The organism is Streptomyces sp. NPDC058246 (assembly GCF_042881985.1).
Lineage (GTDB): Bacteria > Actinomycetota > Actinomycetes > Streptomycetales > Streptomycetaceae > Streptomyces.
Genome location: NZ_JBHVWZ010000001.1, coordinates 542,119 through 556,284, shown reverse-complemented (window position 1 = coordinate 556,284; position 14,166 = coordinate 542,119). Strand labels below are relative to the sequence as shown.

11 protein-coding genes are annotated in these 14,166 nt (G+C 69.6%); 4 read left to right on the top strand and 7 right to left on the bottom strand.

Annotation, left to right across the window (positions count from 1 at the left end; all coding sequences use genetic code 11):
* Positions 1–92: 92 nt before the first annotated feature.
* On the bottom strand, positions 93–2,321 hold the full coding sequence (gene katG, locus ACFVXA_RS02475) for a catalase/peroxidase HPI (protein WP_390023516.1): 2,229 nt from the start codon (positions 2,319–2,321) through the stop codon (positions 93–95).
* A gap of 421 nt (positions 2,322–2,742) precedes the next feature.
* On the opposite strand from katG, the gene ACFVXA_RS02470 reads away from it, so the two are divergent.
* Positions 2,743–3,153: a Fur family transcriptional regulator gene (locus ACFVXA_RS02470; RefSeq protein WP_362030068.1), complete on the top strand. Its 411-nt coding sequence runs from the start codon at positions 2,743–2,745 to the stop codon at positions 3,151–3,153.
* A 45-nt stretch (positions 3,154–3,198) separates the two neighbouring features.
* Here ACFVXA_RS02470 and ACFVXA_RS02465 read toward each other — a convergent pair whose 3' ends face one another.
* Together ACFVXA_RS02465 and kstD are read right to left on the bottom strand one after the other, a co-directional pair.
* Positions 3,199–4,422 (bottom strand): GDSL-type esterase/lipase family protein, encoded by a 1,224-nt coding sequence (locus ACFVXA_RS02465; protein ID WP_383745713.1) that lies wholly within the window; start codon positions 4,420–4,422, stop codon positions 3,199–3,201.
* An 81-nt stretch (positions 4,423–4,503) separates the two neighbouring features.
* Positions 4,504–6,303 (bottom strand): 3-oxosteroid 1-dehydrogenase, encoded by a 1,800-nt coding sequence (kstD, locus tag ACFVXA_RS02460; RefSeq protein ID WP_390023514.1) that lies wholly within the window; start codon positions 6,301–6,303, stop codon positions 4,504–4,506.
* Between the two features lie 284 nt (positions 6,304–6,587).
* On the opposite strand from kstD, the gene ACFVXA_RS02455 reads away from it, so the two are divergent.
* The gene (locus ACFVXA_RS02455) at positions 6,588–8,231 is read left to right on the top strand and encodes a GMC oxidoreductase (protein WP_390023512.1); all 1,644 of its coding nucleotides are present in this window, start codon (positions 6,588–6,590) and stop codon (positions 8,229–8,231) included.
* A 63-nt stretch (positions 8,232–8,294) separates the two neighbouring features.
* On the opposite strand, the gene ACFVXA_RS02450 is transcribed toward ACFVXA_RS02455, so the two are convergent.
* Entirely contained in the window at positions 8,295–8,774 is a 480-nt protein-coding gene (locus ACFVXA_RS02450) for a carboxymuconolactone decarboxylase family protein (protein ID WP_362030090.1), read from the bottom strand.
* Positions 8,775–8,783: 9 nt separating this feature from the next.
* Positions 8,784–9,857: a dihydrodipicolinate reductase gene (locus ACFVXA_RS02445; protein ID WP_383909607.1), complete on the bottom strand. Its 1,074-nt coding sequence runs from the start codon at positions 9,855–9,857 to the stop codon at positions 8,784–8,786.
* Positions 9,858–10,004: 147 nt separating this feature from the next.
* On the opposite strand from ACFVXA_RS02445, the gene ACFVXA_RS02440 reads away from it, so the two are divergent.
* Positions 10,005–10,625: an L-threonylcarbamoyladenylate synthase gene (locus ACFVXA_RS02440; RefSeq protein WP_362030053.1), complete on the top strand. Its 621-nt coding sequence runs from the start codon at positions 10,005–10,007 to the stop codon at positions 10,623–10,625.
* Between the two features lie 152 nt (positions 10,626–10,777).
* Here ACFVXA_RS02440 and ACFVXA_RS02435 read toward each other — a convergent pair whose 3' ends face one another.
* Positions 10,778–12,052, bottom strand: coding sequence for an ArgE/DapE family deacylase (locus tag ACFVXA_RS02435; RefSeq protein ID WP_389470058.1), 1,275 nt, complete (start codon positions 12,050–12,052; stop codon positions 10,778–10,780).
* A 171-nt stretch (positions 12,053–12,223) separates the two neighbouring features.
* Between ACFVXA_RS02435 and ACFVXA_RS02430 the strand changes: the two genes are divergently transcribed.
* Positions 12,224–12,661: an Lrp/AsnC family transcriptional regulator gene (locus tag ACFVXA_RS02430; RefSeq protein WP_362030048.1), complete on the top strand. Its 438-nt coding sequence runs from the start codon at positions 12,224–12,226 to the stop codon at positions 12,659–12,661.
* 225 nt (positions 12,662–12,886) lie between these two features.
* On the opposite strand, the gene ACFVXA_RS02425 is transcribed toward ACFVXA_RS02430, so the two are convergent.
* Positions 12,887–14,104, bottom strand: a complete 1,218-nt coding sequence (locus tag ACFVXA_RS02425) for an acyl-CoA dehydrogenase family protein (RefSeq protein WP_390023510.1) — start codon at positions 14,102–14,104, stop codon at positions 12,887–12,889.
* Between the last annotated feature and the right edge of the window lie 62 nt (positions 14,105–14,166).

Below are 14,166 nucleotides of genomic sequence, written 5' to 3'. Positions count from 1 at the left end.
CGGACGTCTGGATCCGTGGGAACGTGGACGACTGGATCCGTGGTAACGTGGGCGTCCGGGTCGGCCCGCGCGGGCCGACCCGGACGTCATGATCAGACGAGGTCGAACCGGTCGAGGTTCGTGACCTTGACCCACGCCGCGACGAAGTCGTTCACGAACTTCGCCTTGGCGTCGTCACTCGCGTAGACCTCGGCGAGCGCGCGCAGCTCGGAGTTCGAGCCGAAGACGAGGTCGGCACGGGTGCCGGTCCACTTGACCTCGCCACTGGCGTCGCGACCCTCGAACGTGTTCGCGTCCTCCGACGTCGCCTTCCACGTCGTGCCCAGGTCGAGCAGGTTGACGAAGAAGTCGTTGGTCAGGGAGCCGGGGGTCGTGGTGAGGACACCGAGCGACGACTGCTGGTAGTTCGCGCCCAGGACGCGCAGGCCACCGACGAGAACCGTCAGCTCAGGGGCGCTCAGGTTCAGCAGGTTCGCCTTGTCGATCAGCAGGTACTCGGCCGGCAGCCGGTTGCCCTTGCCCAGGTAGTTGCGGAACCCGTCGGCGGTCGGCTCGAGCGCGGCGAACGACTCCACGTCGGTCTGCTCCTGCGAGGCGTCCACGCGGCCCGGCGTGAACGGAACCTGGACGTCGACGCCACCGTCCTTGGCGGCCTTCTCGACCCCCGCGGCACCGGCGAGCACGATGACGTCGGCGAGCGAGATCTGCTTGCCGCCGCTCTGGCCCGCGTTGAAGGACTCCTGGATGCCCTCCAGGGTGCGCAGCACCGTCGCCAGCTCGTCCGGCTCATTGACCTCCCAACCGCTCTGCGGCTGGAGGCGGATGCGCGCGCCGTTGGCGCCGCCGCGCTTGTCGCTGCCGCGGAAGGACGAGGCCGAGGCCCACGCGGTGGACACCAGCTGGGACACCGACAGGCCCGAGGCGAGGATCTGGCCCTTGAGGGAGGCGATGTCCGCGGCGTCGACGAGCTCGTGCGTCACCGCGGGCAGCGGGTCCTGCCAGACCAGCGTCTCGGCCGGGACCTCCGGGCCGAGGTAGCGCACGACCGGGCCCATGTCGCGGTGGGTCAGCTTGAACCAGGCGCGGGCGAAGGCGTCAGCGAACTCGGCGGGGTTCTCGTAGAAGCGCCGCGAGATCTGCTCGTAGGCCGGGTCGAACCGGAGCGCGAGGTCGGTCGTCAGCATCGTCGGGGCCAGGCTCTTCGACGCATCGTGGGCGTGCGGGATGGTGCCCGCGCCGGCACCGTCCTTCGCCACCCACTGGTTCGCTCCGGCGGGGCTCGTGGTCAGCTCCCACTCGTAGCCGAACAGGTTCTGGAAGAAGCCGTTGCTCCACTGGGTCGGCGTGCTGGTCCAGGTGACCTCGAGGCCACTGGTGATCGTGTCGGCGCCCTTGCCGGTGCCGAAGGAGTTCTTCCAGCCGAGGCCCTGCTCCTCGATCGAGGCGGCCTCGGGGTCGTCGCCGACGTGGTCCGCCGGGCCCGCGCCGTGGGTCTTGCCGAAGGTGTGACCGCCCGCGATCAGCGCGACCGTCTCCTCGTCGTTCATCGCCATCCGGCGGAACGTCTCACGGATGTCGCGGGCCGCGGCGAGCGGGTCCGGGTTGCCGTTCGGGCCCTCGGGGTTGACGTAGATGAGGCCCATCTGGACCGCGCCGAGGGGGTTCTCCAGCTCACGGTCGCCGGTGTAGCGCTCGTCGCCGAGCCAGGTGGTCTCGGGACCCCAGTAGACGTCCTCGTCGGGCTCCCAGACGTCCGCACGGCCGCCGGCGAAACCGAAGGTCTCGAAGCCCATCGACTCCAGGGCGACGTTGCCGGCGAGGATCATCAGGTCGGCCCACGAGAGGCTCTGGCCGTACTTCTTCTTGACCGGCCAGAGCAGGCGGCGGGCCTTGTCGAGGTTGCCGTTGTCCGGCCAGCTGTTGAGGGGGGCGAAGCGCTGCTGCCCGGCCCCGGCACCGCCGCGGCCGTCGCTGATGCGGTAGGTGCCCGCGCTGTGCCACGCCATCCGGATCATGAAGGGGCCGTAGTGGCCGAAGTCGGCGGGCCACCACTCCTGGGAGGTCGTCAGCACCTCCGCGATGTCCCGCTTCACGGCCGGGAGGTCGAGCGTCTGGAACGCCTCGGCGTAGTCGAACTCCTCGCCCAGGGGGTTGGCCACGGCGGGGTTCTTGGCAAGGATCTTCAGGTTCAGCCGCTCCGGCCACCACTGGCGGTTTCCGCCGCCCTGAGTCGGGTGCGGGGCGCGTCCGTGCGCGACCGGGCAGCCCCCTCCGCCCTCCGTCTTCGCGTCAGTGACGATTGCGTCGTGGTTCTCGGACATGGAAATCCTTCCGGACGGGGCGGATCACGTTTGTACAGGAACTGCGGGCGGTGGAACGGTCGGGACACAGGCCCCAGTTGACGACCTCGGCCTCCTCCAGCGAGGAACCGCGGTCGGCGGAGACGGTCGGCAGGAGCCTCGCCGGCCCTGTGGGCGGCGTGGCGACGACACGACGCGACCGGGGGAAACGGCCCCACGCGACGGCGCACCCCGGAGGCGATCGCCTCAACGCGGAGGGGGTCTTGTCACGTTTCCGTCTCCTGCCGTACCAGAGTCTTCCTGTCCCTTGGCTATCACCGGAACTGATCCTACGATGGACAGAGTCCAAGTCAATAAGCGCGCCAAACCCATATCCAATCGGAACCCGGATGTCCACCGGTAAACTTGGGGTATCCCACCGAACCTGAATAGGTGAACCGATATGAGTGACCTGCTGGAGCGACTGCGCGGGCGTGGCTGGCGAATGACCTCCCAGCGACGTGTCGTTGCGGAGGTCCTCGACGGCGACCATGTGCATCTCACGGCCGACGAGGTGCACGCCCGCGCGGCACAGCGGCTGCCCGAGATCTCCCGGGCCACCGTCTACAACGCCCTGGGCGAACTGGTCTCCCTCGGCGAGGTGATAGAGGTCTCCACCGACGGCCGCGCCAAGCGCTACGACCCCAACGCACACCACCCGCACCAGCACTTGGTGTGCTCCAACTGCGGCACGGTCCGTGACGTCCACCCGGCCGGCAATCCGCTGGCCGACCTCCCGGCGGACGAGCGGTTCGGTTTCACGGTCTCCGAGGTCGAGGTCACCTACCGCGGGCTGTGCCCGTCCTGCGCCTGAGCGCGGCCGGACAGCGCGGCCCCCTGCCGCCTGCCGCCGGGCGTCTCAGGCCTGCTCGGCGATGAACGGTCCGCCGCTGCCGAAGGCCAGGTCGGCGAAGCGTTCGCCGATACGGCGGTGTGTGGCGGCGTCGGGGTGGAGCTGGTCGGGCAGCGGCAGTTCGGCGAAGTCCGCCTCGCCATAGAGGGCACGGCCGTCGAGATAGTGCAGGTGCGGGTCGTCGGCGGCCCGCTGCTTCACGATGCGCGCCAGCTCGTCCCGGATGACGTTGAGCGTCAGCTTCCCGCCGGCCCGTTCCGCCGGGTCGCCCATGGCCTTGAACTGGATTTTCCCAGCGCTGATGTCGCTGAGGTCCGGGACGCTCGGGCCGGGGGTGTCCTCATGGATGGGACACAGAATGGGCGACACCACCAGCAGCGGAGCGGTGGGATGGCCCTCGCGGATGGTGTCCAGGAAGCCGTGCACCGCGGGGCCGAAGGCGCGCAGGCGCATCACGTCGGCGTTGACCACATTGATGCCGATCTTGACGCTGATCAGGTCCGCCGGGGTGTCCCGCAGAGCGCGGGCGGTGAACGGGTCGAGCACGGCGCTGCCACCGAGTCCCAGATTGGTCAGTTCCACGCCGCCGAGCGACGCGGCCAGCGCCGGCCAGGTAGTGGTGGGGCTCGCGGCGTCGGAGCCGTGGCTGATCGAACTGCCGTGGTGCAGCCACTTCTTGCGGCCTCCGTCCGGCAGGGGCTCGACGGGGGCGTCGGTGCGCAACGCGACCAGTTCGGTGATCTCGTTGTACGGCAGCCAGATCTCGACGTCCTTGACTCCGTCGGGGAGGCCGGAGAACCGGACGGTGCCGACCGGGCCCGGCCGGGTTTCCGCGGACCCGGTGGTCATGTCCAGCATCAGCACGTTGCCGCCGGTGACACTGGCCTGCCCGGTCAGTCGGCCGTCGACGAGCAGGTCGTACACGCCGTCGGGGCGGGACGGCACGCCCACGTAGGCGTTCTTGGTGCGCAGTGCGTCCAGTTCGACGACGGTGGCCCGCGTGCGGAACACCAGCCGTACGCCGGAGGGCTGGGACTCCGCCATGGCCAGCTGTCCGTCGGTGGCCTGGGCGCGGGCCCGGGCCGGCAGCCGGTGTGGCAGCACCCCGTGTTCGGTGCGCTCCAGATCCAGGGCGCCACGCAGGATGTCCATGGTGAGGGGCGTGCTGATCCAGTCCGTTGCCCGGGGCGTGGCGGAGGAGCCGGGGTGGGGGTCACGGTGAGAACTCATGATCTCAGCCTGTCAACCGGATACCTGTTGCGCACATGCTTTTCCCGCGGTTCTCGCTGCCGACGGTTCACGCCCACGGCTTCAAGCCGTCGCCGCCGCGATGTCCAACGCCGCGATGTAGCCGAACGTCATCGCCGGACCGATCGTCGAGCCCGCGCCCGCGTAGCTGTGCCCCATGACGGCCGCGCTCGCGTTCCCCGCCGCGTACAGGCCGGGAATCACGGAGCCGTCCGGGCGCAGCACGCGTGCGCGGGCGTCCGTGCGCATGCCGCCTTTGGTGCCGAGGTCGCCCGGGACGATCTTGAAGGCGTAGTAGGGGGCGAGCCACAGTGGCGCCAGACAGGAGTTCGGGAGGATCGCGGGGTCCGTGTAGTAGTGGTCGTAGGCGCTGTCGCCGCGGTGGAAGTCGGCGTCCTTGCCGCTTCGGGCGAGGCTGTTGAAGCGGCTGACGGTGGTGCGCAGGGCGGCCGCGGGCACGCCGATGCCGGCGGCCAGGGCGTCCAGCGTCCAGGCCTTGTACGCCGCGCCGGAGGTGTACCACGTGTCGGGGAACGTGAAGGTCGGCGCGACGTCCTTGAACAGGTAGCGGTTGCGGTAGTTCTGGTCGACGATCAGCCAGGCCGGGATGTCGGGCGCGGCGGCGTTCCGCTCGTACATGGTGTGGACGACATCGCTGTAGGGGGCGGCCTCGTCGACGAAACGCGCTCCGGCGGCGTTGACCAACAGCCCGCCGGGCAGGGTGCGTTCGGCGAGGCAGAAGTAGGGCTGGTCGGGCAGCGGGATCGCCGGCCCCCACCAGGCGTCGTCCATCAGGTCGAGCGCGGCGCCGGCCCGCTCCCCCGCCCGGATGCCGTCGCCGGTGTTCTCCTTGGCGCCGACGGTCCACGCGGTGCCGATGGGCTGCCGCTGGTACTGGGCGCGCATGGCCGCGTTGTGCTCGAATCCGCCGGAGCCGACGATCACCCCGCGCCGGGCCCGAACCAGGCCGGGTGTGCCGTTCCGGGTGACGACGGCGCCGGTGACGGCTCCGCTCTCCACGTACAGGTCGGTCAGCGGGGTGTTCAGCCATACCGGCACCTGCGCGGCGAGCAGTCCTGCGCGCAGGCCGGCCGCCAGTGACTGGCCCATCGTCAGGGGCTTCTGGCCGAGGAGTGCTGCCTTGGTGCCGCGGGCGAGGCACTCGGTGGCGACGGAGGCGCCCTTCGCGCTGACCGCGGAGAGCGTGAGCCATTTGTAGTCGGCGCTGAAGACGACCATGCCGCTCGGGACCGTCATGTACGAGGGGTTCAGATGGGCGAGTTCGGCGCCGAGGATGTTTCCGTCGAGCTGGTCGGGTTCGATGGAGCGGCCGTTCGGCAGGCCGCCGGGCAGCTCGGGGTAGTAGTCGCTGTAGCCCTCCATCCAGCGGAAGCGGAGCGGGCTGGCCGCCATGACGAAGGAGATCATGGCGGGTCCGTGGCCGAGAAAGGCCTGTTGACGGTCGGCGGGGACATCGGGGCCGACCACCGCGGCGAGGTAGGTGGCGGCTTTCGCCGGGGTGTCGGGGACACCGGCGGCGAGGATCACCGGGTTGTTCGGGATCCAGATGCCCGCGCCCGAGCGTGCCGCCGAGCCTCCGAAGGTGGCCGCCTTCTCCACGACGACGCAGCTCAGTCCCTGCTTCGCGGCCGTCAGTGCGGCGGTCATCCCCGCCGCTCCGGAACCGGTCACCACGACGTCGTACGTCCCGAGCAGGGGCAGATCGGCCGCCTCGGCGAGGCCCGGGAGGCCGGCCCCGAGCGCGAGCCCGGCTCCTGTCGCGGCGCGGAGCAGCCGGCGCCGTGACGGGCCGGGGGCGGCGGAGGGTTCGGTACGTCTGGCGGGGTCCGCGCTCGGGGACATGGCAGGGCACTCCAGCGGGGTGAGGGAAATGTGACGGTGCGCTGTGCCTCGGGCAGCAACGGACCTCTGCCGTCCTATTTCTGATGCAGCGTCAGAAATGTGGCGCGGGGGTCTTGTGAAGTCAAGAGGACGTGGGCCGCACCCTCCTCAACCGTCCGAGGGCGCGCACGGCGGCGTGCCCAACCATCCCAAGATCGGACAGAAGTTACCTAGAGGTATGTAGTGACTTAACACGCAAGCAACAGTAGAACGTGTTCCCACTCATCGAGAGTGAGGAGCGTCACATGGGTGACACCACCCAGCACAACAAGGCTTCCAGAGGAGTCTCACGGAGAAGATTCATCGCTGGAACCAGTTCTATTCTTGGAGCCGTGACTCTCGCGGGTCACGCGGCGGCGGCTCAGGAACAGGCCGTCACGGCGGCCGGGCCGATCACCTCCGGAGCCCATGTCCCCGTCCTGGTCATCGGCACCGGATACGGCGGCTCCGTCGCCGCCCTGCGGCTGGCCCAGGCCGGTGTCGACGTACAGATGGTCGAGATGGGCATGGCCTGGGACACCCCCGGCTCGGACGGCAAGATCTTCGCCAACACCACCAGCCCGGACTACCGTTCGTACTGGCTGCGCACCAGGACCAAGCAGCCCCTCAGCAACTTCCTCGGCTTCCCGATCGACAAGGACGTCCCCCGCTACACCGGGATCCTGGACGCCGAGGAGATGGGCGGCATCATCGTGTACCAGGGCCGCGGTGTCGGCGGTGGCTCGCTGGTCAACGGCGGTATGGCCGTCACCCCCAAGCGGGAGAACTTCGGCGCCGTTCTCCCCTCGGTCGACCCCGCCGAGATGTACGGGACCTACTACCCGCGGGCGAACGCCGGGCTCGGGGTCGGCACCGTCGATCCGACCTGGTTCGACAGCACCGACTGCTACCAGTACGCGCGCGTCGGCCGGAAACAGGCCCAGCGGTCCGGCTTCCCGTTCGTCTTCGTGCCCGACGTCTACGACTGGGACTACATGAAGCAGGAGGCCGCCGGCACCGCCCCCAAGTCGGCGCTCGCGGGCGAGATCCTCTACGGCAACAACTACGGGAAGAAGTCGCTGCAGAAGACCTACCTCGCGCAGGCGAAGGCCACCGGCAGGGTCACCATCTCACCCCTGCACAAGGTCACTTCGGTCTCCCCGGCGGCCGGGGGCGGCTACACGGTCCTCATCGACCAGATCAACACCACCGGCGACACCACGGCCACCAAGACAGTGACCGCGGACCGGGTGTTCTTCGCGGCCGGCAGCGTCGGCACCAGCAAGCTGCTGGTCAAACTGAAGGCCACCGGCGCGCTGCCCAATCTGAACGGCGAGATCGGCAAGGGCTGGGGCGACAACGGCAACGTCATGTGCGGTCGCGCCAACCACCTGTGGGACCCGACCGGCGCACTCCAGGCGAGCATTCCCTGCGGTGGCATCGACAACTGGGCCGCCGGTGGCGCCTTCGCCGAGGTCGCGCCACTGCCCACCGGGATCGAGACCTTCGCGTCGTTCTACCTGTCCATCACCAAGAACCCGAACCGCGCCCAGTTCTCCTGGAACGCCGGCACCGGCAAGGTCGACCTGAACTGGCAGACCGCCTGGAAGCAGCCGGCCATCGACATGGCCAAGTCCATCTTCGACAAGATCAACGCGACGGAAGGGACGATCTACCGCACCGATCTCTTCGGCGTCTACAAGATCTGGGGCGACCACCTCACGTACCACCCGCTCGGCGGCGCGGTGCTCAACAAGGCCACCGACAACTACGGCCGTCTCCAGGGCCATCCGGGCCTGTACGTCATCGACGGCGCGCTGATCCCGGGCAACACCAGCGTCAACCCGTTCGTCACCATCACGGCACTCGCCGAACGGAACATCGAGAGGATCATCGCCGCCGACCTCTAGCGGTGGCCGGGCCGACCGGGCGGCCCGGACCCCTACCAGTCGGCCCAAGCGGCCCAGGCCCGCTCAGTGGGTGGGCAGCACGCACACGGCGTCCAGGCCGAGCACATGGTTGAGCCGGCCGAACGCCAGCCAGGAACCGATGCTCATGCTCAGCTCCACGATCTCGCGCTGGCTGTACCGCGCGGTCATCCGAGTCCAGAACTCGTCGTCCAGACCGTGGTGATCCAGGGCGTACCGCTCGGCGTACTCCGCGGCCAGCCGTGTGCGGTCGTCGAAGGCCTCGGTGGTGCGCCACTGGGTCACCGCGTCGGCGAACTCCTCCTCGACCTTCTGCCCCTCGCGCTCGGTGCGCCAGTCCAGGCAGAACAGGCATCCGTTGATCTGCGCGATGCGCAGCCGCGCGGCCTCGAACTCGCGCAGGCCCAGGGTCGTGTGCTCGTACACCGACAGCGAGAAGTTCGCGGCGGCCATGCCGATGCCGGGGACCATCTCGCCCCACACGTACCCGATCGGCTCCTGATCCTCGGGAATGTCGATGTGCATGGTCATGGGTCACTTCCTTCCGAGTCTGCCGACTGCGGGACGCAGCGGGACGTCGAGCGCGTCGTAGAGTCCGGGATCCGCGTCCACGAGCCAGTCGAGGGCGCCCACCAGCCGGCCGACCGCGGTGGCGTTCCCGCCCGCCGAGCGGTTCTCTCCCTCGTCGGTGGCCTCGACGGTGACCTGGATCCGGGGGCGGCCTTCGATGATCACGCGATGGGCGCCGTCGCCGTCGGGCGGTGTCGGCCAGTCCGGTGCGCAGGACGGGTGGATGCGGGTGATGTGCTCGATGACGATCCTCGGTTCGCTCCCGACGATCCCCTGCACCTCGAACCGCACCGCGCCCTGGGTGCCGGCCTCGAACTCCCCCATCGTGCGGGTGCTCACCGTGGCCTCCAGCGGCCGCCGCTCCAGCGTCTCGCGGATCTCGTCGAGTTCGACGCCCAGGGCCCTGGCCATCAGCCGTATCTGGCCGCCCCACACCATGGTGGGGATCGACGGCGCGAGCATCAGCGGCTGGTAGTCCATCGGCTGCCCCATGCCGACCAGGTGGCGCACTGAGTCCTCCTGCTCGTACGTGGAGTAGTCGAAGATCTCCTGGCAGCGGATGGCGTCCACCTCGGTGCCCAGACCGCTGATCAGCAGGGGCAGTACGTCATTGCCCCAGCCCGGGTCGACACCGGAGACGAACAGCGAACCTCCGCCCTCCGCGATGGCCGCGAGCATCGGCTCCCGGAACTCCGGCGGGGCGTTGCGCTGGTCGTAGAGCGGATACAGCGCGGGGGTGACGACCACCGCGCCGGCCCGGATCGCCCGGCCGATGTCGGCGAGGGCCTCGTCGGGACGGATGTCGCCGGACGCCGCGTACACCACGGCCCGGGGGCCGGCCGCCAGTACGGCGTCGATGTCGTCGGTCGCGGCGAGCCCCAGACTGTGCGCGAGCCCGGCGAGCTCGCCCGCGTCGCGGCCGACCTTCTCGGGGTTGTGGACGAGCACGGCCGCGAGTTTCAGCGCCGGGTGGGCCTCGACGGCGCGGATGGCCGCGCGGCCGACGTTGCCGGTACCCCAGACCACCGTGGAAATCATGCGCGGAGGGTAGCGAGAGGACCTGAAGGTTCATAGTGCCGTGAACCGGTGAAATCGTGCCGTGCACCGGTGGCGAGGCCCGCACCCGAAACCGAGGACCGAGCGCCGCTGGACAGGACGGGACCGTCACGGACCTAAGCTCGGTGTATGGCCAAGTACTTCGACGTGCACCCGGAGAACCCGCAGCGACGCATCATCGGCCAGGTGGTCGAGATCGTTCGTTCCGGAGGGCTCATCGCCTACCCCACGGACTCCTGCTTCGCCCTCGGGTGCGCGCTGGGCAACCGGGACGGACTCGACCGCATCCGCTCGATCCGCCGGCTCGACGAGCGGCACCACTTCACCTTGATGTGCCAGGACTTCGCGCAGCTGGGCCACTTCGTCCGTGTCGACAACGCGGTGTTCCGCGCAGTCAAGGCGGCGACTCCCGGCAGCTACACCTTCATCCTCCCCGCGACGAAGGAGGCGCCGCGCCGTCTGCTGCACCCGAAGAAGAAGACGGTCGGCGTCCGGATTCCTGACCATGTCGTCGCCCAGGCGCTCCTCGCCGAACTCGGCGAACCGCTGCTGTCGAGCACACTGCTCCTTCCCGACGAGGACAAGCCGCTGACGCAGGGGTGGGAGATCAAGGAGGAGCTCGACCACGTGGTGGACGCGGTCCTCGACTCCGGTGACTGCGGCACCGAACCGACGACCGTCATCGACTTCTCCGGCGGGGAGGCCGAGATCGTACGCCTGGGTGCGGGGGACCCCACACGGTTCGAGTAGTCCGTCCACCCCATGACGGCCGAGCCGCGCCCGGGCTCGGTGTGCGGCACGTGTGTCGGCACTACTTGATGCCCACCGCACGTGTGGCGGCACACCTTGTGCCCACCGCACGTGTGACGGCACACCTTGTGCCCACCGCACGTGTGTCGGCACTACTTGGTGCCGACCGCACGCAGTGCGGCCAGCACCAACGCACGGGTCACGGTCACGACTTCGGTGAGGTGGACCTGCTCCCGCGGCCCGTGCGCCAGTCGCACGTCGCCGGGCCCGTACTGGACGGTGGGTATGCCTTCCGCGTTGTACAGCCGCAGGTCGCTGCCATAGGGCGCACCATGATCGTGCGGGCGGTGGCCTTCGGTGACCTCGGCGTGCGCGTCGCCGACCAACGCCGCGAGAGGGTGCCCAGCCGGCAGCCGCCCGCTGGCGAACTGGCCGCCGGGCCAGGTCACCGTGGCGGGGTGAGTGCGCAGCCACGCGTCGTCCGCGCACGCCTCGGCGACGCACGTCTCCAATTCCGTACGCGCCTGGGACGGGTCCTCGCCCAGCCGGACTCCCAGCCTGCCTTCGGCCACGAGCAGATCGGGGACGCTGCTGGCCCAGTCGCCCGCACGGACCGTGCCCACGGACAAGGGGTAGGGGATGGGGTATTCGGCCATCAGCGGGTGCGGGTCGGCGTTGCGACCGGCCTCCAGACGGCCCAGTGCGCGGTGAATCGGCAGGTAGGCGTCGAGGGCGCTGACTCCCTCGTACCGTGTGCTGCCGTGGGTGGCCTTGCCGGGCACTTCGATCCGGAAGGTCAGCGCACCGGCGTTCGCGGTCACGAGCGTGGCGCTGGTCGGTTCGGTGATGATGCAGGCGTCCCCGGCATGGCCACGCTGGAGGGTGCCGAACGCACCGAGCCCGCCGTCCTCCTCGCTGACCACGAAGTGCGCCGCCACGCGCCCGCGCAGCCTCGCCCCCGCGGCGCGGATCGCCGTCAGGGCGGCGAGCACGGCCACCACTCCCGCCTTCATGTCGCATGCGCCGCGGGCCCGGATCACGTTTCCGGCGCAGCGGCCGACGAACGGATCCCCCGCCCACTGAGCCCGGTCGCCGGGCGGCACGACGTCAACGTGGCCCTGGAGTATGAGGGTTGGTCCGTCACCGCCGTTCCCCGTGCTGCCCACCAGTCCCCACGCCTCCTCGCGTGGGGCCTCACAGCCCGGGAAGCCGGGATGCTCGCGCAGCTCGGGCACGTTCATGGACCACAGGTCGACGTCGAGGTCCAGCCGTTGCAGGTGCCGGGCCAGGATGTGCTGCAGTTCGGACTCCGCGGCGCTGCCCGTCACGCTCGGCACGGCGAGCAGTTCCAGCAGGACCTGGGCGATGGCCACGTCGTCCACGGCGGCCAGCGCGGCCGCTTCCACATCGCTCAGGATCGCTGTCATGGCGCTTCCGCTCCCGGCACGTCGACATCAGGTCGAGCGGAGACTATGGCCGCCAGGTCGACGCAAACAATCGCCATTCACTGTCGAGCACAGGCGATTTATTGCAATGTTCGAGATGCCTTGGACAATCATTGCGTACCCGCCTGACCCCCTGACACCCGGAGGCCGCTCGTGGACACGATCGACGAGGAGATCATCCGCTGTGTTCTGCGCAATGCCCGATCCACCTACGCCGAGATCGGCAAGGCGGCCGGGCTGTCCGCGCCGGCCGCCAAACGTCGTCTCGACCGCCTGGTCTCGACCGGCGCCATCCGTGGTTTCACCGCCATCGTCGATCCCCAGACACTGGCCTGGCGCACCGAGGCGTTCGTGGAGGTCTACTGCCGGGGCAATCCGACTCCCGCCGAGCTGCGCCAGGCACTGGAGGACATCCCGGAGGTCGTCGAGGCGTGTACGGTCTCCGGTGCCGCGGACGCTGTCCTGCACATGCTGGCCAGGAACATCACCCACCTGGAACAGTCCATCCAGCACGTCCGGGCCACCGCCCCCGTCGAGCGCACCGAAAGCGTTATCGTGCTCTCCCGACTGATCGACCGGCCACGCGTGTAACGGCGGCTGGTGAGCCGTCGGTCGATATCGCCCGCATGTGGGTGGAGGACCTGCCCTCCGTGGAACCCGGTGGACGGTGCCGAGTGTGACTCGTCCCCCTCGATCCCGCCCGGTGGCGGCATCTTGAGCCGGGCCGTCGGATCACCACGCACGAGGACCGGTTCCTGGCAGGCACCGCGGTCGTCCTGGAGGTACGCCCTCCGGCCCACGCCGAGTAACGGAGTGTCAGGAATACCACGTCGGTTCGGGGAGTTCCCCGGTCAGTACGTTGCGGCCGACCTCGCGGCGCTTGTAGGCCACCGGGTCGTGCAGGGTGTGGGTGCGGACGTTGCGCCAGAAGCGGTCCAGGCCTTCGGCGGAGGCAGTGGCGCGGGCTCCGGTGACCTCGAAGATGCGGTGGGTGATCTCCAGGGCGACATCGGTGGCGCGCGCCTTGACCGCGGCGACCCGGACCTCGAAGGCGCCGCGGGTCTGCTCGGTGACGGCGTCGGGATCGCCGTGCAGCTTCTGCCCCTCCTGGGCGACGGCGTCCGCGAGCGCCTCGACCGCCCAGAGCTTCGCGGTCAGGTCGCCGTAGGTGTCGATGACGTACGGCTCGTCGACCGCCTTGTCGTGGCCACCGTGCAGCCAGGAACGCGACTTGGTGCGGGTGTAGGTGGCCGCCGCCTCCAGCGCGCCGCCCGCGATGCCGAGGTAGAAGTTCACGAAGACCAGCTGGATGGTGGGCACGTTGAGGGTGTTGTACACACGCGGCCGGAACACCTTGTCGACGTAGCCCGCGGCGGAGGCCCAGGGGGTGCGCACGCCGTCGAGGGAGACGCTGCCGCTCTCGGTGAGGCGCTGGCCGATGTTGTCCCAGTCGTCGTGGAAGGTCAGGCCCGCCGAGTCGGAGGGGACGATGGCGAAGACGTGCTGGTCGGTGCCGCCCAGGACGCCTTCGAGGACGGTCACGTCGGAGACTTTGCTGCCGGTGGAGAAGGTCTTGTGGCCGGTGAAGACCAGGTCGTCGCCGTCCTCGGTGACGACCACGTCCGTGTCCCGGGGGTTGACGGCCCCGCCGAAGAACCACTTCTCCCGGGCCGCCCGCGCCTCGACCTCCTCCCACTGCTCACGGGTGCCGACGAGCCGGGCGGCCCAGAACCACAGGTAGTGGTAGCCGAGGAGCTGTCCGATCGAGCCGTCGGCCTTGGCGACCTCGCGCACGACACGGTAGGCGGTGGGCCACTCCTGTCCCCCGCCGCCGTGCTGCGCCGGACCGAGCAGGGTGACCAGGCCGGAATCCTTCAGCAACTGGACCTCGGCGTAAGGGGTTTCGCCGGCCTTGTCCCGGTCGGCGGCATCGGTGGCCAGCACGGCGGCGACCTCCGCGGCGCGCTCGATCCAGCCTTGCGGGTCCTCGGGGGCGGGGGCGGACTTCCACTGGGTGGGGGCGACGGTGCTCATGGCGTAACTCCTTTGGTGATGTACCGCTTGAAGACGCACGGGCTGAAGATGCGCAGGGTGTC

Coding starts and splice junctions, on each gene's coding strand:
- ACFVXA_RS02445 (WP_383909607.1), bottom strand. CDS start 9,857: ATGATTTCCACGGTGGTCTGGGGTACCGGCAACGTCGGCCGCGCGGCC.
- katG (WP_390023516.1), bottom strand. CDS start 2,321: ATGTCCGAGAACCACGACGCAATCGTCACTGACGCGAAGACGGAGGGC.
- ACFVXA_RS02435 (WP_389470058.1), bottom strand. CDS start 12,052: ATGACAGCGATCCTGAGCGATGTGGAAGCGGCCGCGCTGGCCGCCGTG.
- ACFVXA_RS02425 (WP_390023510.1), bottom strand. CDS start 14,104: ATGAGCACCGTCGCCCCCACCCAGTGGAAGTCCGCCCCCGCCCCCGAG.
- ACFVXA_RS02440 (WP_362030053.1), top strand. CDS start 10,005: ATGGCCAAGTACTTCGACGTGCACCCGGAGAACCCGCAGCGACGCATC.
- ACFVXA_RS02455 (WP_390023512.1), top strand. CDS start 6,588: ATGGGTGACACCACCCAGCACAACAAGGCTTCCAGAGGAGTCTCACGG.
- ACFVXA_RS02450 (WP_362030090.1), bottom strand. CDS start 8,774: ATGCACATCGACATTCCCGAGGATCAGGAGCCGATCGGGTACGTGTGG.
- ACFVXA_RS02465 (WP_383745713.1), bottom strand. CDS start 4,422: ATGAGTTCTCACCGTGACCCCCACCCCGGCTCCTCCGCCACGCCCCGG.
- ACFVXA_RS02470 (WP_362030068.1), top strand. CDS start 2,743: ATGAGTGACCTGCTGGAGCGACTGCGCGGGCGTGGCTGGCGAATGACC.
- kstD (WP_390023514.1), bottom strand. CDS start 6,303: ATGTCCCCGAGCGCGGACCCCGCCAGACGTACCGAACCCTCCGCCGCC.